Source organism: Streptomyces sp. RGM 3693, assembly GCF_050471125.1.
In the GTDB taxonomy this organism is placed as follows: Bacteria; Actinomycetota; Actinomycetes; order Streptomycetales; family Streptomycetaceae; genus Streptomyces.
In genome coordinates this window covers 2,205,624-2,226,128 of the sequence record NZ_JBMPPQ010000001.1, presented here as the reverse complement: position 1 = coordinate 2,226,128, position 20,505 = coordinate 2,205,624, and the positions used below count along the sequence as shown (strand labels likewise).

Here is a 20,505-nt window from a genome sequence, read left to right as displayed (position 1 = left end):
GGCCCGGGCCCGGCCGGCGGAACCGGCCCTACGGCCGGGATGATCGTGCCAGGATGGCGACGACCGTTCGTCATGCAGGGGGAGGGCATCGATGAGTGGCAGACCCGTCGGCCGGTGGTTCCCGTACGGGCCCGGCAGTCGCGCCGTACTGATCGGGACCGGCCGCTTCACCAGCCCGGACCTGCCGGGCATCCCGTCGGTCACGGCCAACCTCCAGGGGCTGTGGGCGGCCCTGACGCACCCGGTGCAGGGGCTGTTGGCCCCGGAGCACTGTCGGGTGGTGGCCGACCCCACCGACCAGTCGGCGGTCGGCGCGGCGCTGGCCTGGGCGGTGCGGGAGGCCGAGGAACTCCTGCTGGTCTACTACGCGGGGCACGGCATCCTGGACGACACCGGGCTGCTGCACCTGGGGCTGGTGCACACCGACCTCGACCAGGTGGGCTTCTCCGCCGTCCCGATCGAGCTGGTGAAACGGCACGTCGGCGAGGCCCGGGCGAAGGCCCGGGTGCTGGTCGTGGACTGCTGCTTCTCGGGCCGGGCGGTCTCCGCGATGGCCGAGCCGGCCGGCCTGGCCGTCGGTCAGCTCGACCTGGCCGGCACCTACACCCTGACGTCCACCACGCGCACCGCCCCGGCCCACGCGCCCGCCGGAGAGGCGTACACCGCCTTCACCGGTGCGCTGCTGGACGCGCTGGCCGCCCCGGTCCCGCTCACCCTCGACGAGGTGCACGGCCAGGTCGACCGGGCGCTGCACGCCCGGGGGCTGCCGCGGCCGCAGCGCCGGTCGGCCGGGGCGGCGGGGTCGTTGGTGCTGCTGCGGGGGCCGTCGGGGGTGCCGGGTACGGCGGGTACGCCCCGCACCGCGGGCCCGGTGCCGCCCCCGCCGCCCCGCACCCCACCGCCCGTTGGCCCGCCGCCTTACGACCTCGGCGCGCCCGTCCCGCCGCCGCGGTCCGCGCGCCGCCGACCGGTGCTGGTCGCGGCGGCGGTGGGCGGTGTCGTGGCCCTGCTCCTGGTGTCACCGCTGGTCCGGGGGGTGTTCTCGGGCGACGGCGGGAACGCTGGCCGCTCCCCGGACGGTTCCGCGGCGGGCGGCCGAACGACTCCGGGCGGTTCCGGCCCTACGGCCGGGCCCACCCCCGGCGGCGCTCCCCCGGGTTCCGCCAGCGCACCCGGTCCGGGGGCCAGCGGCCCCACGGACACGGCCAGGGTGGTCTACCGCGACCGGACGTTGGTCTGGCGCGCAGCGAGTTGCCTGGGCAGCGTCTTCCAGGCACTGGACCTCGACACGCCCGCGGTCACCGCCGGCGTGATGGACACGTCCGTCACCGACCTCGACTACATCGGCTGCCAGAACGGCATGAACGGCGCCCAGGCGGTCATCACGGTCAGCAGCCGCTACGGCAGCCCGGTCCGGGCGGGCACCGCCGACGCCCGTACCAACACCGCCGCGGCCTGTCGCGCGGCCGCCGAGGCCAGTCCGCTGGGCACGTACACCAACGCCGGGAAGATCCCCGCCGGGACGGTGTGGTGCGTGGTGACGGGACGGAACCAGGTGGCGAAGGTGACCTTCACCGCGGTGGACACGGCGGACGGCAGCAGCGGCGCCACCGCGGACAACCCCACCTTCCACCTGTCCCTCACCTTGTGGGCGGCGCCCTGACCCGGCGGGCGGCACCACCGGGTCGGGCCCATCGGCTCAGTCCTCCGGCCCATACCACAACGTCGTCATGTTGCAGAACTCGCGCATGCCGTGGCCGGAGAGCTCCCGGCCGTAGCCGGAGCGTTTGGCGCCGCCGAACGGGAGGCCGGGGTGGGAGGCGGTCATGCCGTTGAAGTACACCCCGCCGGCCTGGAGGTCCCGGGCCAGGCGCCGCTGTTCGTCGGCGTCCCGGGTCCAGGCGTTGGAGCTGAGGCCGAACGGTGTGTCGTTGGCGAGCGTGATCGCCTCGTCCAGGTCGGCGACGCGGTACAGCGTGGCGACCGGGCCGAACGCCTCCTCGTGGTGGATCCGCATGCTCGGGGTGATGCCGGCGAGCACGGTGGGCTCGTAGAACCACCCGGCGTGGCGCTCGGGCGGGCGGCGGCCGCCGCACAGTGCCCGGGCACCCTGGTGGACCGCGTCGTCGACGAGTTCCTCCAGGTCGGAGCGGCCCTGTTCGCTGGAGAGCGGTCCGACGTCGGTGGCCTCGTCCATCGGGTCGCCGACGGTCAGCGCGGCCATGCCCGCGGTGAACCGTTCGGCGAAGGCGTCGTGGACGTCGGTGTGGACGATGAACCGCTTGGCGGCGATGCAGGACTGACCGTTGTTCTGGACGCGGGCGGTGACGGCGACCCGGGCGGCCTTGTCGAGGTCGGCAGAGGGGAGGACGACGTAGGGGTCGCTGCCGCCGAGTTCCAGGACGGTCTTCTTGATCTCGTCGCCGGCGGCGGCGGCGACCGCGCGGCCGGCGGGTTCGCTGCCGGTGAGGGTGGCGGCGGCGATCCGTGGGTCGCGCAGCACCTCCTCGACGGCGCCGGAGCCGATCAGCAGGGTCTGGAAGCAACCGTCGGGGTAGCCGGCGCGGCGGAACAGCTCCTCCAGGTAGAGCGCGGTCTGCGGGACGTTGGAGGCGTGTTTGAGCAGTCCGGTGTTGCCGGCCATCAGGGCGGGCGCGGCGAACCGGACGACCTGCCAGAGCGGGAAGTTCCAGGGCATCACCGCGAGGACGGTGCCGATCGGGCGGTAGCGCACCACCGCGCGGGCCGCACCGGAGTCGTGGACGTCGGCGGGGTCGGGCCGCTCGTCGGCGAGGAGCGCCTCGGCGTGGTCGGCGTACCAGCGCATCGCCTTGACGCATTTGGCGGCCTCGGCGCGGGCCTGGGCCAGCGGTTTGCCCATTTCGGTGGTGATGGTGCGGGCGACGCCGTCCCGGTCGGCTTCGAGCAGGTCGGCGGCGCGGTGCAGGAGTTCGGCGCGGCGGGCGAAGGACGTGCTGCGGTGCTCCTGGAAGGCCCGGTCGGCGCGGACCAAGCGGTCCTCGATCTCGCCCGCGTTGAGCGCGGCGAAGGTCTTGAGGGTCTCGCCGGTGGCCGGGTTGACCGTGGCGATGGCCATGTTCGGCACCTCCTTGCGGTGTGGTGCGGTGGCAGGGGCGGGACGCCGGGGCCGAGCGCTAGGGAGGTCCGGGTGGCGCCTGGGTGAGCGGCCGGGGAGCCGGGGACGGCTCCGGGACCGGGTCGGGGTCGGGTCCGGGCGGACGGGGCACCGGTACGGGCTCCGGCGGAATCGGTTCCGGCGGCGCCGGCGGGGTGGGCGGCCCGGGCAACGGCTCGGGCGGCACGGGGCCGGGGGGCGGCTCCGGTATGGGGCTAGGCGGGGGCTCCGGAACGGGACCGGGCGGGGGGCCGCCGGGATCCGGGGGGACCGGCGGGGGCTGGCGGTCGCAATCGGGTGTGCGGTCACGGCGGACGAGCGGTTGCCGCTGCACGGCGGGCCTCCGGGATGAGACGACTGGTGGCTTATGAGCCCCCGTACCCGAGTCTCGCCCGTCCATGGCCCGGACGCACGGCGGATTCCGGCGCCGGGCCGGCCCGGTCTCCTCTCACCGGCCGGCCCGGCGCCCACCCGTCACGGCTGCGGGTCCCGGGCGTCGTACCGGGCGAAGGCGCGGCGGCCCAGCCCCAGCGCGGTGACGACCAGGAGGCAGGCCAGGCCGCCGGCGACCACTGCGGTGGCCGGCGAGGTCAGGTCGGCCGCGGAACCGGCGAGGAAGTCGCCCAGCCGGGGGCCGCCGGCGACCACCACGATGAAGACGCCCTGGAGGCGGCCGCGCATCTCGTCCGGGGTGGCGGCCTGGAGCATGGTGCTGCGGAACACCATGGAGACGGTGTCCGCACAGCCCGCGACGGCCAGGAAGAACAGGCCCAGCCACAGGTGCCGGGAGAGCCCGAACGCGGCGACGGCGGCTCCCCAGGCCGCCACCGCGACCAGAATGGCCAGGCCGTGCCGGCGGATGCCGCCGAGCCAGCCGGAGAACAGGCCGCCCAGGACGGCGCCGACCGCGGGGGCGGCGACCAGCAGGCCGACGGTCTTGGCGTCGCCGCCGAACCAGAGCGCGGCGACCGCGGGGAACAGCGCGCGGGGCTGGGCCAGCACCATCGCCGCAAGGTCGGAGAAGAACGTCATCCGCAGGTTGGGGCGAGTGGCGAGGAACCGCAGGCCGTCCAGGACCGAGGCGCGGCGGGCCCGCCCTTCGCTCTGCTCGGGCCGCATGGCGGGCAGGCGCCACATCGCGTAGAGCGAGGCACTGAAGGCCACCACGTCGATGAGGTACGCCGCCTGGTAGCCCCACAGGCCGACGATCACGCCGCCCAGCATCGGCCCGCCCATCAGGCCGAGGTTGGAGGTGAGCGACTGGAGGGCGTTGGCGGCCGGTAGCTGCTCGGTGGGCAGCAGGCGGGGGATCATCGACGAGCGGGCCGGGGAGTTCATCGCGAAGCAGACGGCCTGTAGGGCGACGACGGTGTAGAGCAGCCAGACCCGGTGGTAGCCGGCCAGTGCCGCGACGGCCAGCGTGACGGACATCGTGGTGGCGCCGGCGGCACTGTAGAGGCCCAGCTTGCGGCGGTCGACGGTGTCGGCAATGGCGCCGCCGTAGAGCCCGAAGACGACCAGCGGGACGAGGGAGCACAGGCCCACCAGGCCGACGGAGAAGGTGGAGCGGGTGAGCGCGTAGACCTGGAGGGAGACCGCCAGCGCGGTCATCTGCTGGCCCATCCAGGAGACGGTGTTGCCGCACCACAGGCGGCGGTAGTCCGGCGAGGTGCGCAGCGGGGTCAGGTCGGCGAAGATCCGCCCGCGCCTCGATATTCGGGGCTTTTCGCCGTTTCCGGCCTGGTCATCGGCCGGCGCGTCAGAGGTCGTTGTACGTGGCACGCAGCAGTTAACCACGCCACCCGGCCGCTGCGGAATAGGTGAATGAGCCGACTGCCCCTTACCTCTCGACCCCCGTCGGACCGTCGTCCGGCAGCCCGTACACCCGGCGCGCGGTGCCCGCCGCGATCATCGCCGCGACCCGCCGGGCGTCCGCCGCAGACCAGGCCCCGGACGCCGTCCAGCCGCCCAGCACCTCCCCCAGCGCCGACCGGAACAGTGCGCTGCCCACCGCGTACAACTCCGGCAGGCCGTAGGCGTCGGTGGAGAACAACAGCTTGCCGAACGGCGCCAGTTCCAGGAATTCGGCGAGCACCGCGGTGGCCCGCGGGCCGACGTGAGTGAGGGCCAGCCCGACGTCGGCGTAGACGTGCGGGAAGACCCCGGCCAGGTAGGCGGCCTGCCGGTGGTACGGGTAGCAGTGCAGCAGCACCAGGTCGGTGCCGGTGTCCGCGGTGGCCCGGACGAGGTCGGTGAGCAGTGCCGGATCGGCGTGATCCAGCCGCAGATCGGAATCGCCGAAGCCGGTGTGCAGTTGGAGCGGGCGGCCGGTGGCGACGGCGAGCCACACGAGGTGGCGCAGCAGGACCGGGTCGGTGAGCCGGGGCGCGCCCGCGGCGAGCCAGTCGCGGGCCGCCGTGCGCACCGCGTCCGGGCTGGGCGGCGCGGGGTCCAGGGCGAGGCCGTGCCGGTAGGCGACCGCCGACTTGAACGCGACCGCGGTGTCCGCCGCGGCCCGCACGGCGCGGGCGAGGTCACCGGCGAACTCCTCGGCGGCGTCCGCCGTGCCGGCCCCGCGGTGGCCGGCCGCGGTCCGCTCGGCCAGGGCTTCCAGCCGCACCACCTCGCGTCCGGTGCCGCCGCCCGCACCGGCCGTCTCGGCCGGCCCGGTCAGGTCGCCGGGCAGCCCAGTGTCGACGAGGTAGACGCCGATCCCGGTGGCGGTCAGCAGCCGCCGCCGGGTCTCGTCCGGGCCCAGTTCGCGGCGGCGGGCCAGATAGTGCTCGGGCGGGCAGTGCGCGGGCAGGTCGAGCAGCGGCGGACACCAGCGGCGGACCGCGAACCCGGTCTGGGTGTCGAAGAAGGTGGTGCCCGCCGCGGGCGGCCGGTCCGATTCGGTGAGGAACGCGGCGAACGTCCCGGGGTCCAGTTCGTGCCGGATCACCCCGTGGCAGTGGTGGTCCACCAGCGGCGGCAGTCCGTCCAACACCTCGGAGCCGGCGGCGTGCGCCGACGGCAGCACCTCGGGGGTACCCCGCCCCGGGGCGTCCGCGGCCCTCACCAGCGCCAGCGGGTGGCCGCGGCGATCTCCTCCGGTTCGCGCTCCGCGAAGTGGGCCTCCTCGGCCCGCCGGACCGCGAGCACCGCACCGTGCAGCACCTCGCCGAGCGCCTCCCGCAGCAGCGTCGACTTCTCGAACCGGTCGGCGGCCTCGGTGAGCGTGGCGGGCAGCCGGACGATGCCCCGCCGGGCGCGCTCGCGGACCCCGAGGACGCCCGGGTCGCCGATCTGCGGGGCGGGCAGGGGGGCCGCGGTGTCGATGCCGTGCAGCCCGGCGGCGATCACCGTGCCAACCACGAGATAGGGGTTGGCGGTGGCGTCGAAGGGCTTGACCTCCGCATTGCCGCCGTCGGGGTCGTCGGGGGCGCCGGCGACCAGCCGGAGCGCGGCCTCGCGGTTCTCCACGCCCCAGCACTGGTAGACCCCGGCCCAGTGGGAGGGCTGGAGCCGCAGGTAACTGGCGGGCGAGGGACAGCCGATGGCGAGCAGGGCGGGCAGCGCGTCCAGGACGCCGGCGAGGAACGCCACCGCGTCGGGCGCCAGGCCCCAGTCGGCGCCGGCGGCCCGGTGCAGGCTCGTCCCCTCGCGGTGGAGGCTGAGGTGGAGGTGGCAGCCGTTGCCGACCTCGCCGGCCACGACGGACGGCGCGAAGGTGGTGCGCAGCCCGTGCCTGGCGGAGACCGCGCGGATCGTCTCGCGGACCAGGACGACGTCGTCGGCGGCGCGCACCGGGTCGCCGGGGACGGTGCTGACCTCGAACTGGCCGGGCGCGTACTCGGGGTGGAGCTGGAGGACCTGGACGCCCTGGACGGTGAGGGCTTCGGTGACGTCCCGGAGGTAGTCGGACAGCTCGACGACCCGGGTCATGCCGTAGGCGGGGCCGGTGCAGGGGTAGTCGAGCAGTTCGGCGTCGGCGGGCCCCTTGGGGGCGCGGGTGACCACCCACTCCGTCTCGAAGCCCATCCGCAGGTCGAGACCGGCGGCGGCGGCCCGGTCGGCCATCCGGCGGGCGAACAGCCGCTGGCAGGCGGGGTGCGGCTGTCCCAACTGGTCGTAGCGGTCGACCGGCGCCCAGGCCCAGCCGGGCTGCGCGGCGAGGGTGGTGAGCCGGTCCAGGTCGGGGAAGAGCCGCAGATCACCATCGGGGCCACCGAGGTGATCGGAGGCGGTGACGGCGTCGTCGGAGGTGAAGACGTCGAAGACCGGCGACATCCCGACGCCACGTTCCGCGACGTCCGCCAGCCGCGCTGCCGGAATCGACTTGACCCGGGTGATGCCCGCATTGTCCACCCAGGTCAGCGCCACATTGCCGACACCCTCCGCGTCGAGGTGCGCCGCCAACTGGCGGGCGCTCTCGCGCTCTTCCGCCCGCGATCCCATAGAACAGTCCTTACGTGGCCGTGCCGATCCCTCGGCGCCCGTTCCCACTGAGTGCCCGGATCGGCCAGCGCCTCCCGGTCAGGGGCAGTTGAACTCGCACCATACGCACTTTCCACCGCCGCGCGGTTCCACTCCCCAGACGTCCGCCAGTCGATCGACGAGGAGCAGGCCGCGGCCGGAGACCCCGGCCTCGCCCGGTTCCCGGCGGCGCGGCAGGCTGCTGGACCCGTCCTCGACCTCCAGCCGCAGCCGCCGTTCGGCGCCGTGCGGCATCCGGATGTTGACGACGGCCTCACCGTCGGTGTGCAGCAGGGCATTGGTGATCAGCTCGTCGGCGATCAGCTCGATCTCGTCGGAGCGCTCGCGGGCGCCCCAGGCGCGGACCGCGGCCCGGATCATGTGGCGGGCGGCGGAGAGTGCCTCGGGGTCGGCGGGGGTGATGTGCTGCCGGAAGCGGCCCACCGTGTCGTGCTCGGGCGCGCCGAGGCGACGCAGCAGGAGCAGCGCCATGTCGTCCTCGCCCGGCCGGTCGTCCGCCGACTCGCAGAGCCGGTCGGCGAGTTGCTGGACGTCCTGCGGGCCGTCCCGGACATCCCGCGCCAACTGCCGCATTCCTTCGTCCAGATCGGCGCCGGGCTCCTCGACCAGTCCGTCCGTGCACAGCACCAGGGTGTCGCCGGGGGCGAGGTGGACGGTGGTGACCGGGTAGTCCAGCAGTCGGAATTCGGACGAGATGCCCAGCGGCAGCCCACCGGCCACCGGGAGCCGGCGGCAGATGCCCTCGGCGTGCCGCACCATCGGGTCGAGGTGGCCGGCCCGGACGAACCGGGCGGCGCCGGTGCTCAGGTCGGCGTCGACGTAGGTGCAGGTGGCGAAGCGGTCGGTGTCGAGTTCGTTGAGGAACGCGGAGGCCCGGGCCATCACGGTGGCCGGCGCGTGCCCCTCCGCGGCGTAGGCGCGCAGCACGATCCGCAGTTGCCCCATGAGCGCGGCGGCCTGGGTGTCGTGGCCCTGGACGTCGCCGATCACCGCGGCGACCCGGCCGTCCGGCAGCGGGATCACGTCGTACCAGTCGCCGCCGATGTCCCGGCCCATACGGGCGGAGCGGTAGCGGACCGCGATCTGCGCCTCGGGGAAGCCGGGGATCCGGCGCGGCAGCATGGCCTGCTGAAGGCCGGCGGCGATCTCGTGCTCCTGGTCGAAGAGCATCGCCCGGGCCAGGCTCTGCGCGATGCTGCTGCCCAGCGCGACCAGCACGTTGCGTTCCGGGTCGCGGAAGTCGCTCTCGCGCTCGAAGAACAGCCCGATCACCCCGATCGGGCGCCCCTGCGCGATCAGCGGCAGATACGCGGCGGAGCTGACGTTGAGCGGCTCGATGGCCGGCCACAGGCGCGGGTAGTGGGTGCGGAACTGCTCCCGGCTGTGGACGAACCGCGGGGTCAGGGTCCGCACCACCTCGCTCATCGGGAACTCGTCGCCGATCCGGGTGTACTCCAGGTCCGGGACGAAGCTGCCCGCCTTGCCCTCGGAGACCAGCCGGATCCGCCCGGCCTCGACCAGGCCGAGGATGACGTTCTCGGCGCCCAGTCGGCTCAGCCCCTGCTCGTCGGCGAGCACGCCGATCACCTCGCCGACCGTGCGGGCGTGCGCCAGGGCGGCGGTGGTGCGCTCGACGATGCTGGTGTGCCGACGGCGCTCCTCGGTGACCGCGATCCGCTCGGCGGCCTGGGCGTACTCGTCCGTGGCGTCGCGGAACACACCGATGATGCGGCGGGGCCGGCCGGTGAGGTCGCGGCGGATGCTGCCCTGGGCGTGGGTCCAGCGCAGGCCGCCATCCCGCAGCCGGATCCGGAAATAGGCCCCGTAGGAGTGGCTGCCGTCCTTGAGCGCGCGGGCCACCAGGGCGTCGAGCCGGGCCGCCTCGTAGCCCGGGACCCGGCAGCCGAGACTCTCCGGGCGGTCGTCGTACTCCGCCGGCCGGAGGTCGAAAACCTCCAGCGCGGGCGGATCCAGATGCATCAGCCCGCTGTCGAGGTCCCAGTCGAAGCCGCCCATCCCGTTGAGCGCCAGGGTCAGGTCCGGGTGGGCGGGCCAGTCGTCCGGCACCGACACGGTGGGCCGCTTCGCTCCCCGGTCAGCCATGCCGTCACTTTGCCACATTCACCCTTATTGCGGCTTGTCCAGGGGAAGGGTGGTGGGTTGTCGAGCGCCGGTGCGGCGGTTTGCCGTGCTCGACTGCTGCGGCTCGCAGGCCCCACCGTTGCGGCTTGCGCGGCTCCGCTGCCGGGGCTCGCACAGCTCCGCTGCTGCGGCTCGTAGGGCTCGGCTGTTGTGACTTGTAGAACTCCGCTGCCGTGGCTTGTCCCGCGCCTCCGTACGGCCCACCCCACCCCACCCGTCACATCACTGACTCGCGCATCAGTATCCCCTCAACACCACCCCGCACATGCATAAGGAACAGCTCTTTCTCGCCCTCGTGCCCCCGACAGCCGTTGCGATGTTCTCAACACCCTGTTAGCGTCCCCGGCCATGAGCGAAGACCCCGGGGACCGGATCGCCGACGACACCGGACATGTCACCGACCGCGTCCGGCAGGTGATCGCACGGCTCGGCTGCAGCCATCGGGAGTTCGCCCGCCGGATCGTGATGGACCCGTCCAAACTCTCCAGGTCACTGGGGGGCACCCGACGCTTCGCCCTCGCCGAGATCGTCCGGATCGCCGACATCGGCGGGGTGGACACCGGCTGGCTGCTGGGTGCCCCGGAACGCCCCGCGGCACCGCCCGAGCGCGGCCCGGCCACGGTCCCCGAGGGTGGCCGTCCACTACAGATCGTCCGGGAGACCGTCCGCCTGATCGCCGAGCACGGCTTCCACGCCGTACGGGTCGCCGACATCGCCACCGCCTGCGGCACCAGCCCGGCCGCCGTCCACTACCACTTCCCCGGCCGCGACGAACTCCTGGAGGCCGCCGTCCGCTGGTGCATGGACGAGGACACCGAACGCCGCGCGGCCGGACTGGCCGCCGCCCCCGACGCCCGCGCCGAACTCCTGCACCTGATCGCCCTCCAGACCCCGCGTACCGCGCAACAGCGCCGACAGTGGCTGGTCTGGCTCGACCTGTGGGCACAGGCCGCCCGCGACACCGCCGTGGGACGCCTCCACGAGCACTACTACCGGCAGTGGCGCACCACCGTCGCCGACGTCCTCCGGCGCGGCATCGACCAGGGCGTCTTCCACCCCGTCGAGCCCGACGTCACCGCCCTCCGGCTCACCGCACTCATCGACGGCCTGGCCACCCAGGTCCTGGCCACCGCCCCGGACAGCACCACCCCGGACACCATGCACTCCGCCCTGCTGGCGTTCGTCGAGAACGAACTCGACGCACACCGGCCGGACCCGGCCGCCGACCCGAACCGCCCCTGACCACCACGGCACAGGGGCGGGACTCCGCCGCCCCTCCCCGGACGACCGCGGCACGCGGGCGGGACTCCGCCCCCGGACAGCCCCAAGCGCCCGCGCCACCGCGTTCGCTGTGCCACCTCGTGCCCCGGCGCCCCCGTGCCCCCGTGCCCCGGCGCTGCGGCGCCCCCGTGCCCCGGCGCTCCGGAAGACCAGAGCCACGTCCCGACCCACCGCACGCCGCCCCGGCTGCTGCCGGCCCCTGCCGAACGACTGCCCTCCCCCGCCACCCACGCCCGCCCGACCCGAAGGGATCCCATGACCACCCCCACCAGCGAGGTCATCATCACCTGCGCCCTCACCGGCGCCGGTGACACCGTCCGCCGCTCCCCGCACGTTCCCGTGACGCCCGAGCAGATCGCCACGTCCGCCGTCGAAGCGGCCGCCGCGGGCGCCGCGGTGGTACACATCCACGTCCGCGACCCCGAGACCGGCGCCCCGTCCCGCGACCCCCGCCTCTACGCCGAGGTCGTCGACCGCATCAAGCAGACCGGCACCGACGTCATCATCAACCTCACCGCCGGCATGGGCGGCGACCTGGTCATCGACCCGGAGCGCCCGCTCACGCAGCTGCCCGGCACCGACCTGGTCAGCGGTCTGGAACGGCTGCCGCACGTCGAGGACCTGCTCCCCGATATCTGCACACTGGACTGCGGCTCCCTCAACTTCGGCGACGGCTCCACGCTCTACGTCTCCACGCCCGACATGCTGCGCGCCGGCGCCAAGCGGATCCAAGAACTCGGCGTCCGGCCCGAGCTGGAGATCTTCGACACCGGTCAACTGTGGTTCGCCAAGCAGCTGCTCGCCGAGGGGCTGCTGGACGACCCCACCGTCTTCCAGCTCTGCATGGGCATACCGTGGGGCGCCCCGGCCGATCCCGGAGTACTCCAGTCGATGGTGAACATGCTGCCCGAGGGCGCCCAGTGGGCCAGTTTCGCGCTCGGCCGGATGCAGATGCCCTGGGTCGCCCAGTCGATCCTGCTCGGCGGCAACGTCCGCGTCGGCCTGGAGGACAACCTCTACCTCAGCCGCGGCGTCAAGGCCACCAACGCCCAACTCGTCGAACGCGCCGTCCAGATCACCGAACTCCTCGGCGCGACCGTGGCCACTCCGGCCCAGGCCCGCACCCGGCTAGGCCTGAAGCCACGGATTTGAGACGACGGGGTTGCGGCGACGGGGTTGAGACGACGGTGTTGCGGAACTGAGGGTGCGGAACTGACACCCGAGCGGACCCCAGCGGCGAAGCCTTCGCCGCTTCGCCCCCCGCGCCCTCACTCCCTCACTCCCTCGCTCCCTCGCTCCCTCGCTCCCTCGCTCCCTCACTCCGTCGCGTCTTCGCCCCACGCCCACGCCCACGCGCCGACGAGACGAGACGTCCCCCCAACGTGCCGTATCCCAACGTCCCGTCCCCCGAACTCCCGCCCCCAGGAGGCAGCACCCCATGCCCTACACCCCCTCCACCACCCCCGAGGCCGCACGCCGCGTGGCCTGCATAGGCGCCGGCGTCATAGGCGGCGGCTGGGTCGCCCACTTCCTCGCCCGCGGCTACGACGTCACCGCCTGGGACCCCGCCGACGACGCCGCGGACAAGCTCCACCGCCTGGTGTCCGCCGCCTGGCCCGCCCTGGAACAACTGGGTCTCGCCGACGACGCCTCCCCCGACCGGCTGACGGTCGCCCCGACCCTCGCCCAGGCCGTCGCCGACGCCGACTTCGTCCAGGAAAGCGCCCCGGAGAAGCTGGAGTTGAAGCGTTCACTCCTCGCCGAACTGGACGCCGCCACACCCCCCGGCGTAGTCATCGCCTCCTCCACCTCCGGCTACCCGATGACCGACATGCAGACCGCGGCGGCCGACCCATCCCGCCTGGTCGTCGGTCACCCCTTCAACCCGCCGTACCTGATCCCGCTCGTCGAGGTCGTCGGCGGTACGCACACCGACCCCGCGGCCGTGACCTGGGCGTCCCGCTTCTACGACCTCGCCGGCAAGTCGGTCATCACCATGGACCGCGAACTCCCCGGCTTCATCGCCAACCGCCTCCAGGAGGCACTGTGGCGCGAGGCCCTGCACATGGTCGCCAACGGTGAGGCCACGGTCGAGGACATCGACGCCTCGATCACCGAAGGCCCGGGCCTGCGCTGGGCGTTCATGGGCCCCTGCCTGACCTTCGCACTGGCCGGCGGCGAGGGCGGTATGGCCCACATGCTCGACCATTTCGGCCCCTCCCTGAAGTCCCCCTGGACCCGCCTGGAGGCCCCCGAACTGGACCGCGAACTCCGCGACGCCATGGTCGACGGCTGCGCGACCGCCGCCGGGGACCGCACCTACGCCGACCTGGTGGCCGAACGCGACCAGGGCGTCATCAACGTCCTCCGCGCCACCGGCCGCCTCCCCCACACCATCCACCCCAACCCCCACCAGAGCCCCAACACCCCTGGGAGCCCTGCCTGATGAAACCCCAACCACCCACGCCATCTGCGGCGACTACGACGACTACGGCAACTGCGGCAACTGCGGCGACTGCGGCGACTGCGGCGACTGCGGCGACCACGGCCGCCGCCTCACCGGCTTCGCCTCCCCCCGGGGGCCCCTCCCCCCTCCCCACCCCGCCCCCACCCCTCCCCCTCTTCCGTCAGGTCGTCCAGGAAGGCTGGATCGACTACAACGGCCACCTCAGCGAGGCGTACTACGTCCTGGTCTTCGGCTTCGCGACCGACGCCCTGATGGACGCATGTGGTCTCGACGCCGACTACCGGGCCCGCACGGGCTGCTCCCTCTACACCGTCGAGGCCCACGTCCGCTACCTCGACGAGGTCCCCCGCGGCAGCCAACTGGCCGTCCGCACCACGGTGCTGGGCGTGGCCGCCAAGAAACTCCGCCTGGTCCACGAGATGTACCGCTGCGATCCCGCCGGCGCTCCCAGCGGCACTCCGGTGGCCACCGAGGAGCTCTTCACCCTCCATATCGACCAGCGCCAAGGGTCCGCCGCCCCCTTCCCCGACGCCACCCACGACCGTCTCGCCGCTCTCACCACACCGGCCCCGAACTGGGCCGGTCACGGGATCCGACGGGTCGGCACCTGACCGTCGGTGCGCGGTACGTACGGATCCGTCCGGCTCAGCTCTTCGTCAGCGCCTCGCCGACCCGGAGTGTCATCTGGACCTGGGTGGCATCCCGGTGCGTCGGGTTGAAGGTGAGCACCGCGCGGCGCTGCTGGTCACGGGTGGCCATCATGAAGGAGGCGTAGCCGTACCGTTCGCCGGTCTTGCCCCACAGCGTGATGCCGTTCATCGTGACGGTCTGCAGGCCGGCGCCGTAGCGGGCCGGGCTGCCGTCGACCATGCGCACGCCGTCGGGCAGGGTGAACATGTGCTCCAGGACGGGCCGCGGCAGCAGCGTGCCGGAGAACAGGGCGGTCTGGAAGCGGTCCAGGTCGCCGGTGGTCGATATCATCTCGCCCTCGCCCCAGGCGGATGTCTGCTCGTAAGTGGTGATGTCGAGCAGGCTGCCGTCGGTCATTCTCATGTAGCCGTGCACGTGGGGGCCGTGGATGCGGGGGCCCTTCCCGGGCAGTGAGGTCCGGCGCATGCCGAGCGGGTCCAGGATGCGACTGGCGATCACCTCGCCGTAGCGACGACCGGTCAGGCGCTCGATGAGCAGGGTGAGGAGGACGTAGTTCACCCCGCGGTACTCCTGCTTGCTGCCGGGGGTGAACTTCATCGGGCCGTGCGAGATCAGGGATACCAATTGTTCCGGGGTCCACTTGTCGTAGCGGTGGCGGGCGATGCCCTCGGGGGTGGACAGGTCAGGTCTGCCGTCGCGTGACTCGTCGGGCAGGCCGCTGGTGTGGTTCAGCAGCTGGGTGATGCTGATGGGCGGGAACGCGGGCGGGAGGAGACCGGGAAGGTAGCGCTGCACGGGCGCGTCGAGCACGAGCCGGTGTTCGGCGGCCAGTTGGAGGACCACCGTGGCGACGAACACCTTGGTGATGCTGCCGATGCGGAAGGTGTCGTGCTCGCTGATGGGCCGGCCGCTCGCCCGGTCGGCGACGCCGGAGGTGCCGTACCAACGGCCCGCGGAGCCGGTGACCCGGAGCTGGGCGCCGGTGGCCTCGGGGTGTGCTAGGTCGGAGAGGGCGGCACGCAGGGCCGTGACGTCCAGCCGCGGGAGCGGTGCGGGTGGGACCGGTGAGGTCGGCCGGGGCGCTGCGGCGGCGGGGCGCATCGGGCCGACGGTGGCGAGGGCCGCCGCACCCACCACTGCCGCACCGATGACCGCTCTGCGGGAGAGGCGGGTCGGGCCGACGGAAGGGACCGGACCGGGGACCGGAGACGTGGCTGCCGTTCCGGAAGTCGTTACGGATGTCGTGCGGGAAGTCGCGTGGGAGGCCGTCTCGGAATTCATCTCGGAAGTCGTCTCGGAGGTCGCGTCGGAAGTCGTCTCGGAAGTCGCATCGAAAGGCGTGTATGGCGTCATGTTTGACACTGTGCCGATCGCGGGGCGCGCCGGCCTCAGGGATCTCCCTGAACCCGTCCCGGATGCGACCCTGAGGGTGTACCCATCCGACTCACGAACGGAGATCAGGGTTATGTCCACGCAAGGCCACCGTATTGAGATCAAGCACGGCACCGAGCACGTCCGGGTCGTGGTGAACGGGCAGGTGCTCGCCGAGAGCCGGCGATCGCTGCTGCTCTTCGAGACCGGTTGTCCGGTGCGGTACTACCTGCCGCCGGAGGACGTCCGTACCGATCTGCTGACGCCGTCCGCGACCCATACCGTCTGCCCGTTCAAGGGCACCGCTTCCTACTGGTCGTTCGAACAGGGCCCTGAGGATCTCGTCTGGGCCTACCCCGAGCCGCATGCCGAGGTCGCGGAGATCAAGGATCATCTCTGCTTCTACGAGGTGCAGTTGGGGTAGTGGCGGCGGTCGCTGCCACACCGCGAAGCAACGTTAGGAAAGTTTCCTGACAATTATCGTGTCGACTTCTTGACGCGTACATGGTGGTCCCTTCAGGATCCCTTGGGACGGCTCCCCCATGCCGATCCAGGAGACGGATATGACGTCCATCCCCCGCGCCGAGCAGCCGATACGGAAACCGGCGCAGCGCAAGAAGGTCAAGCAGCACAAGCCGGTCGGGCGGCCGAAGTCCGCGGCCGGCGGCCCCCGTTGGGGCATCCCCGCCGCCGCGGGCGCGGCCCTCGCGCTCGTCGGCGGCGTGGCGCTGTGGTCCGCCCCCGGCCGTGCGGACGCCGCGCCGGACCGTGTCCCGGGTGCGCCCGCCGCCGGTTTCACGGCCGTCGCTGCCGGCGACATCGCCGAGCAGTGCACCGCGAAGGACAGCGGCTGCGAGCACGCCAAGACCGCGGCGCTGGTCAAGAAGATCAACCCGGCGTTCGTGTTGACCATGGGCGACAACCAGTACGACGACGCCCGCCTGAAGGACTTCAGGAACTACTACGACAAGACCTGGGGCGCCTTCAAGGGCAAGACGCACCCGGTCGCCGGCAACCACGAGACCTACGACCCGGCCGGCGCCCTCGCGGGCTACAAGGCGTACTTCGGCTCGATCGCCTACCCCAAGGGCAAGCCCTACTACAGCTTCGACCAGGACAACTGGCACTTCATCGCGCTGGACTCCAACACCCTGGACTCCGCGGAACTGGCCTGGCTGAAGGCCGACCTGGCCGCCACCGCCAAGAAGTGCGTGGCCGCCTACTGGCACCATCCACTCTTCTCGTCGGGCGAGCACGGCAACGACCCGGTCAGCCGACCGGTGTGGAAGCTGCTCCAGGACGCCAAGGCCGAGTTGGTCCTCAACGGGCACGACCACCACTACGAGCGGTTCGCCCCTCAGGACCCCGACGGCAAGGCCGACAAGAACGGGATCGTGGAACTGCTCGGCGGAATGGGCGGCGCCCACCCGTACAAGATCGAAGAGGTCCAGCCCAACAGCGAGAAGCGGCTCACCGACACCTTCGGCGTGGTGCGGCTGAACTTCACCGACAACGGCTTCTCCTGGGACCTGATCGGCACGGACGGCAAGACGAAGGACAGCAGCCCGTCCTACCAATGCCACTGACCGACCACCCGGCTCAAGGGGCAGCGCCGGACCACACCGTCACCCAGGTCCTCCCCTCCCCCATCGTCCCCTCCTCCCCTCCTACACCCACCAGGTCTGATCGATGTATCTCGCGACCACGGACGCGGCCGCGACGGCGAAGGTGACGCGAGGCCGCGTCGGCGGGCCGGTACTGGCCCTCGGCGCGGTCAGCCTGGTCACCGACATCTCCTCCGAGATGGTCACCGCCGTGCTGCCCCTCTACTTCGTCCTCCAACTCGGTCTCTCCCCCCTTCAGTTCGGCTTCCTCGACGGCCTCTACAACGGCGTCACCGCGCTCGTCCGGCTGCTCGGCGGACGCGCCGCCGACCGCGGTGGCCGGCACAAGCTGGTCGCCGGAGCCGGTTACGCCCTGTCCGCGCTCTCCCGGCTGGGGCTACTGCTCGCCGGCGGCGGCACCCTGGGCATCGGTGCGGCGCTCGCCGCCGACCGCATCGGCAAGGGCGTCCGCACCGCCCCGCGCGACGCCCTGATCTCGCTCAGTGCGCCGCCGCACGCGCTCGGCCGGGCCTTCGGCGTCCACCGGGCGATGGACACCACCGGCGCCCTCCTAGGGCCGCTCGCCGCATTCGCGCTCCTCTGGGCCACCGCCGACGCGTACGACGCGGTGTTCGTGGTCAGCTTCTGCGTGGGGCTGCTCGGGGTGCTGCTGCTCATCGCCTTCGTCCCGGGGAGGGCCGCCCTGCCGGCCCACCACCAGGAGCCGCAGCCCGTGCCCCGCTCCCAGGGGCGGTTGCTCACCCCGCTCCGCGATCCCACCTTCCGACGCATCTGCGCGGCGGCCGGGCTACTGGGCGCCGCGACCATCGGGGACGCGTTCCTGTACCTGCTGCTACAGCGCCGGCTGGACTTCGCGGTGAGCTGGTTCCCGCTGCTGCCGCTGGGCGCCGCAGCGGTCTACCTCCTGCTCGCCGTGCCGGCCGGCCGCCTCGGGGACCGGATCGGCCGCCGGGTCCCGTTCCTGTGCGGGCACGCGGCGTTGCTCGGTGGCTATCTGCTCTTCCTGGCCACCGATGCGGGGCCGGTGCTCCTGGTGGGCGTCCTGCTGCTGCTCGGTGTCTTCTACGCGGCCACCGACGGGGTGCTGATGGCGCTGGCCGGACCGGTGTTGCCGGCCGCCCATCGGGCGAGCGGGATGGCGCTGCTCCAGACGGGTCAGGCGCTGTGCCGGTTGCTGGCCGCGGCGGGCTTCGGCGCCGCCTGGACGCTGTGGGGCACCGGCCCGGCCCTGGTCGCCGCCGCCCTCGCGCTGACCGCGGCACTGGCGGCCGCCACGGTCCTCCTCGCCGGCCGGGCGGATCGCGGCCCGGCCGGCCCCGGGCACCCCGGCGCCCCGCAGCCGAGCCCCGCCCCACCCTCGGAAGACCTGGACCCTCAAGACCCGGATCACACCGGCCCACCCCCGGAGCGCCCCGGCTCGGAAGCCCCCCACCCCGAAAGGCGACCGTTGCGCCCATGACCCGCCCGAGTCCCGCGGACCGCCCCGACCACCCCCCGCACCCCACCCCGCCCCACCACTCTTCACCCCCACACGGATCCCCCGAGCCCCCCGAGGCACAGGAGAAACACGAGGCGCACGAGGAAGAGACACACGAGCCCTCCTCGCCCCACCAGCCCCCACCCCGCTCCGCTCGTCCCCGCCGGGCCCGGATCCTCGCCGTCGTGACCGCGGGGGCACTGCTGGCCGCCGTCGCCGTCGGCTACACCCTCGCCTCGGCCCGGCGCGCCCAACCGACCGACACCGCCTCGGCCTTCGGCCTCGACCACGGGCGGCTGTACTTCCGCAGCACGGGTGCGGGGTCCGGCCGGGTGGCCAGTCTGCCCGCACCGGCGCCCGGGGGAGGCACACGCGGCCCGGCGCCCGGGAACGACCGGCGCACCACCGGCGGGCCCGTGTGCGAGCGCTTCCACGCAGCCGCCGGCACCGGTCTCTGTCTCCAGCGGCGCCCCGGCATTCCGCCCCGGTCGTACGCGGTCGTCCTGGACGATCGGCTCCGCGAGCGGCGCCGGATCTCGCTCACCGGCATCCCCAACCGGGCCCGGGTCTCGGCCTCCGGGCGGATGCTGTCCTGGACGATGTTCGCCACCGGCGACTCCTACGCGACCACGTCGTTCTCCACCCGGACCTCCATCCTGGACACCCGCTCCGGTTACCTCATCAAGAACATCGAGGAGATCCCGCTCACCCTCGACGGTCGCCGGTACCACTCCCCCGACGTCAACTACTGGGGCGTGACCTTCGCCCGCGACGACAACGTCTTCTACGCGACCGTCTCGACCCACGGGAAGACGTATCTGGTCCAGGGCGACCTGCGGACCTGGGCGGCGCACACCGTCCGCGAGAACGTGGAGTGCCCCTCACTGTCGCCCGACGACACCCGCCTCGCCTTCAAGAAGCGGGTCCGGGCGGGTGCCTCCGATCCGTGGCGGCTGTACGTCCTGGACCTGCGGACCCTGCGGGAGCACCCGGTCGCCGAGACCCACAGCGTGGACGACCAGGCCGCCTGGCTGGACGACCGCACCCTGGCGTACGCGTTGCCCGGCGGGGACGGGCGGCGGAGCGACGTCTGGACCGTCCCGGCGGACGGCGGCGGGGCGCCGTCCCTCCGGGTGCCGGACGCGTCCTCCCCGGTCCGGGTCCCCTGACGCCGTCGGTGGGCCGCCGGTGGGCCCTCCGCCGCCGGTTCCGGGGCCGCCGGCCGTCTCCCGGTGACCCCGCGGCGACGGCGGCCGTCCCGCGGCGCACAATCGAAGGGTGAATGCCCCGGAGGACCACCGACACACCACCCGGTACGAGGAGGGCGGTGCCCCCGCGTCCCGCTCCCGTGACCGCGACGAGCAGGGCCGGGCCCGTAGTGCCCGGCCCCGGGACGGACTGGGCCGGCCGCTGCCCTACGGATCGCCGGGGGTTGCCCGGCAGCCCGAGGGGGTGCCCCGGACGCCCGATGAGGCGCTGATCGAGGCGCAGCGGCTGCTGGACGCCGGGATGCCGTTCCACGCCCACGAGGTCCTGGAGGACGCGTGGAAGGCCGCTCCGGAGGCCGAGCGGCAACTGTGGCGCGGGCTAGCCCAGCTGGCCGTGGGGCTCACGCATGCGGCGCGCGGCAATGTCACGGGGGGTGCGGCACTGCTGGGACGGGGTGCGGCGGCACTTGCCCCGTACGCCAAGGCCGCCCCGTACGGCATCGACGTCGACGGACTGACGGCCTGGGCACGGGACCTGACCGGCACTCTGGCCAGGGTCCCGGAGGATGGCACACTGGCCGGAGTCCCGGCAGACGGGGCGGACGGTACGGTCTCCGCCTCCGGGGCGGCTCCCCGACTGCGCGCCGGTTAGGCGGTCGGCCGGGGCC

16 protein-coding genes are annotated in these 20,505 nt (G+C 73.2%); 10 read left to right on the top strand and 6 right to left on the bottom strand.

Annotation, left to right across the window (positions count from 1 at the left end; translation table 11 throughout):
• Nucleotides 1–91 precede the first annotated feature (91 nt).
• Nucleotides 92–1,663, top strand: a complete 1,572-nt coding sequence (locus ACO0M4_RS09445) for a caspase, EACC1-associated type (RefSeq protein WP_430369321.1) — start codon at nt 92–94, stop codon at nt 1,661–1,663.
• Between the two features lie 36 nt (nt 1,664–1,699).
• On the opposite strand, the gene ACO0M4_RS09440 is transcribed toward ACO0M4_RS09445, so the two are convergent.
• The 5 genes from ACO0M4_RS09440 to ACO0M4_RS09420 form a co-directional block, all read right to left on the bottom strand.
• Nucleotides 1,700–3,097 carry an NADP-dependent succinic semialdehyde dehydrogenase gene (locus ACO0M4_RS09440; RefSeq protein ID WP_430369320.1) on the bottom strand — a complete coding sequence of 466 codons (1,398 nt, stop codon included), beginning with the start codon at nt 3,095–3,097 and terminating at the stop codon, nt 1,700–1,702.
• Nucleotides 3,098–3,610: 513 nt separating this feature from the next.
• Nucleotides 3,611–4,852 carry an MFS transporter gene (locus tag ACO0M4_RS09435; protein WP_430371323.1) on the bottom strand — a complete coding sequence of 414 codons (1,242 nt, stop codon included), beginning with the start codon at nt 4,850–4,852 and terminating at the stop codon, nt 3,611–3,613.
• A gap of 124 nt (nt 4,853–4,976) precedes the next feature.
• Nucleotides 4,977–6,122, bottom strand: coding sequence for an amidohydrolase family protein (locus ACO0M4_RS09430; protein ID WP_430371322.1), 1,146 nt, complete (start codon nt 6,120–6,122; stop codon nt 4,977–4,979).
• A gap of 71 nt (nt 6,123–6,193) precedes the next feature.
• The gene (locus tag ACO0M4_RS09425; protein ID WP_430369318.1) at nt 6,194–7,576 is read right to left on the bottom strand and encodes a glutamine synthetase; all 1,383 of its coding nucleotides are present in this window, start codon (nt 7,574–7,576) and stop codon (nt 6,194–6,196) included.
• A 78-nt stretch (nt 7,577–7,654) separates the two neighbouring features.
• Nucleotides 7,655–9,718 (bottom strand): SpoIIE family protein phosphatase, encoded by a 2,064-nt coding sequence (locus tag ACO0M4_RS09420; protein WP_430369317.1) that lies wholly within the window; start codon nt 9,716–9,718, stop codon nt 7,655–7,657.
• A gap of 387 nt (nt 9,719–10,105) precedes the next feature.
• On the opposite strand from ACO0M4_RS09420, the gene ACO0M4_RS09415 reads away from it, so the two are divergent.
• The 4 genes from ACO0M4_RS09415 to ACO0M4_RS09400 all read left to right on the top strand — a co-directional run bounded on the left by ACO0M4_RS09415 (nt 10,106) and on the right by ACO0M4_RS09400 (nt 14,116).
• Nucleotides 10,106–10,999 carry a TetR family transcriptional regulator C-terminal domain-containing protein gene (locus tag ACO0M4_RS09415; RefSeq protein ID WP_430369315.1) on the top strand — a complete coding sequence of 298 codons (894 nt, stop codon included), beginning with the start codon at nt 10,106–10,108 and terminating at the stop codon, nt 10,997–10,999.
• A gap of 294 nt (nt 11,000–11,293) precedes the next feature.
• Complete coding sequence (locus ACO0M4_RS09410) at nt 11,294–12,190, top strand: 3-keto-5-aminohexanoate cleavage protein (protein WP_430369314.1); 897 nt, start codon at nt 11,294–11,296, stop codon at nt 12,188–12,190.
• 286 nt (nt 12,191–12,476) lie between these two features.
• A complete protein-coding gene (locus tag ACO0M4_RS09405) occupies nt 12,477–13,484 on the top strand; it encodes a 3-hydroxyacyl-CoA dehydrogenase NAD-binding domain-containing protein (RefSeq protein WP_430369313.1) in 1,008 nt (335 codons plus the stop codon).
• Between the two features lie 203 nt (nt 13,485–13,687).
• Complete coding sequence (locus ACO0M4_RS09400) at nt 13,688–14,116, top strand: thioesterase family protein (RefSeq protein ID WP_430371321.1); 429 nt, start codon at nt 13,688–13,690, stop codon at nt 14,114–14,116.
• A 34-nt stretch (nt 14,117–14,150) separates the two neighbouring features.
• Here the strand turns inward: ACO0M4_RS09400 and ACO0M4_RS09395 are convergent, their stop codons facing one another.
• Entirely contained in the window at nt 14,151–15,257 is a 1,107-nt protein-coding gene (locus ACO0M4_RS09395; RefSeq protein ID WP_430369312.1) for a serine hydrolase domain-containing protein, read from the bottom strand.
• A gap of 364 nt (nt 15,258–15,621) precedes the next feature.
• Between ACO0M4_RS09395 and ACO0M4_RS09390 the strand changes: the two genes are divergently transcribed.
• The 5 genes from ACO0M4_RS09390 (at nt 15,622) to ACO0M4_RS09370 (ending at nt 20,489) form a co-directional block, all read left to right on the top strand.
• Nucleotides 15,622–15,951 (top strand): DUF427 domain-containing protein, encoded by a 330-nt coding sequence (locus ACO0M4_RS09390; RefSeq protein WP_430371319.1) that lies wholly within the window; start codon nt 15,622–15,624, stop codon nt 15,949–15,951.
• Nucleotides 15,952–16,090: 139 nt separating this feature from the next.
• Complete coding sequence (locus tag ACO0M4_RS09385) at nt 16,091–17,113, top strand: metallophosphoesterase family protein (RefSeq protein ID WP_430369310.1); 1,023 nt, start codon at nt 16,091–16,093, stop codon at nt 17,111–17,113.
• 103 nt (nt 17,114–17,216) lie between these two features.
• Nucleotides 17,217–18,611, top strand: coding sequence for an MFS transporter (locus tag ACO0M4_RS09380; RefSeq protein WP_430369309.1), 1,395 nt, complete (start codon nt 17,217–17,219; stop codon nt 18,609–18,611).
• Nucleotides 18,608–19,798, top strand: a complete 1,191-nt coding sequence (locus ACO0M4_RS09375) for a hypothetical protein (RefSeq protein ID WP_430369308.1) — start codon at nt 18,608–18,610, stop codon at nt 19,796–19,798. Before ACO0M4_RS09380 ends, ACO0M4_RS09375 begins: the two co-directional genes overlap by 4 nt.
• 109 nt (nt 19,799–19,907) lie before the next feature.
• Nucleotides 19,908–20,489, top strand: coding sequence for a DUF309 domain-containing protein (locus tag ACO0M4_RS09370; protein WP_430369307.1), 582 nt, complete (start codon nt 19,908–19,910; stop codon nt 20,487–20,489).
• The last annotated feature ends 16 nt before the right edge of the window (nt 20,490–20,505 follow it).

Excerpts from the sequence above, each read along its gene's own strand:
- ACO0M4_RS09445 (WP_430369321.1), top strand. The coding sequence starts at position 92 with ATGAGTGGCAGACCCGTCGGCCGGTGGTTCCCGTACGGGCCCGGCAGT.
- ACO0M4_RS09395 (WP_430369312.1), bottom strand. The coding sequence starts at position 15,257 with ATGCGCCCCGCCGCCGCAGCGCCCCGGCCGACCTCACCGGTCCCACCC.
- ACO0M4_RS09440 (WP_430369320.1), bottom strand. The coding sequence starts at position 3,097 with ATGGCCATCGCCACGGTCAACCCGGCCACCGGCGAGACCCTCAAGACC.
- ACO0M4_RS09425 (WP_430369318.1), bottom strand. The coding sequence starts at position 7,576 with ATGGGATCGCGGGCGGAAGAGCGCGAGAGCGCCCGCCAGTTGGCGGCG.
- ACO0M4_RS09380 (WP_430369309.1), top strand. The coding sequence starts at position 17,217 with ATGTATCTCGCGACCACGGACGCGGCCGCGACGGCGAAGGTGACGCGA.
- ACO0M4_RS09420 (WP_430369317.1), bottom strand. The coding sequence starts at position 9,718 with ATGGCTGACCGGGGAGCGAAGCGGCCCACCGTGTCGGTGCCGGACGAC.
- ACO0M4_RS09410 (WP_430369314.1), top strand. The coding sequence starts at position 11,294 with ATGACCACCCCCACCAGCGAGGTCATCATCACCTGCGCCCTCACCGGC.
- ACO0M4_RS09375 (WP_430369308.1), top strand. The coding sequence starts at position 18,608 with ATGACCCGCCCGAGTCCCGCGGACCGCCCCGACCACCCCCCGCACCCC.
- ACO0M4_RS09415 (WP_430369315.1), top strand. The coding sequence starts at position 10,106 with ATGAGCGAAGACCCCGGGGACCGGATCGCCGACGACACCGGACATGTC.
- ACO0M4_RS09385 (WP_430369310.1), top strand. The coding sequence starts at position 16,091 with ATGACGTCCATCCCCCGCGCCGAGCAGCCGATACGGAAACCGGCGCAG.
- ACO0M4_RS09390 (WP_430371319.1), top strand. The coding sequence starts at position 15,622 with ATGTCCACGCAAGGCCACCGTATTGAGATCAAGCACGGCACCGAGCAC.
- ACO0M4_RS09405 (WP_430369313.1), top strand. The coding sequence starts at position 12,477 with ATGCCCTACACCCCCTCCACCACCCCCGAGGCCGCACGCCGCGTGGCC.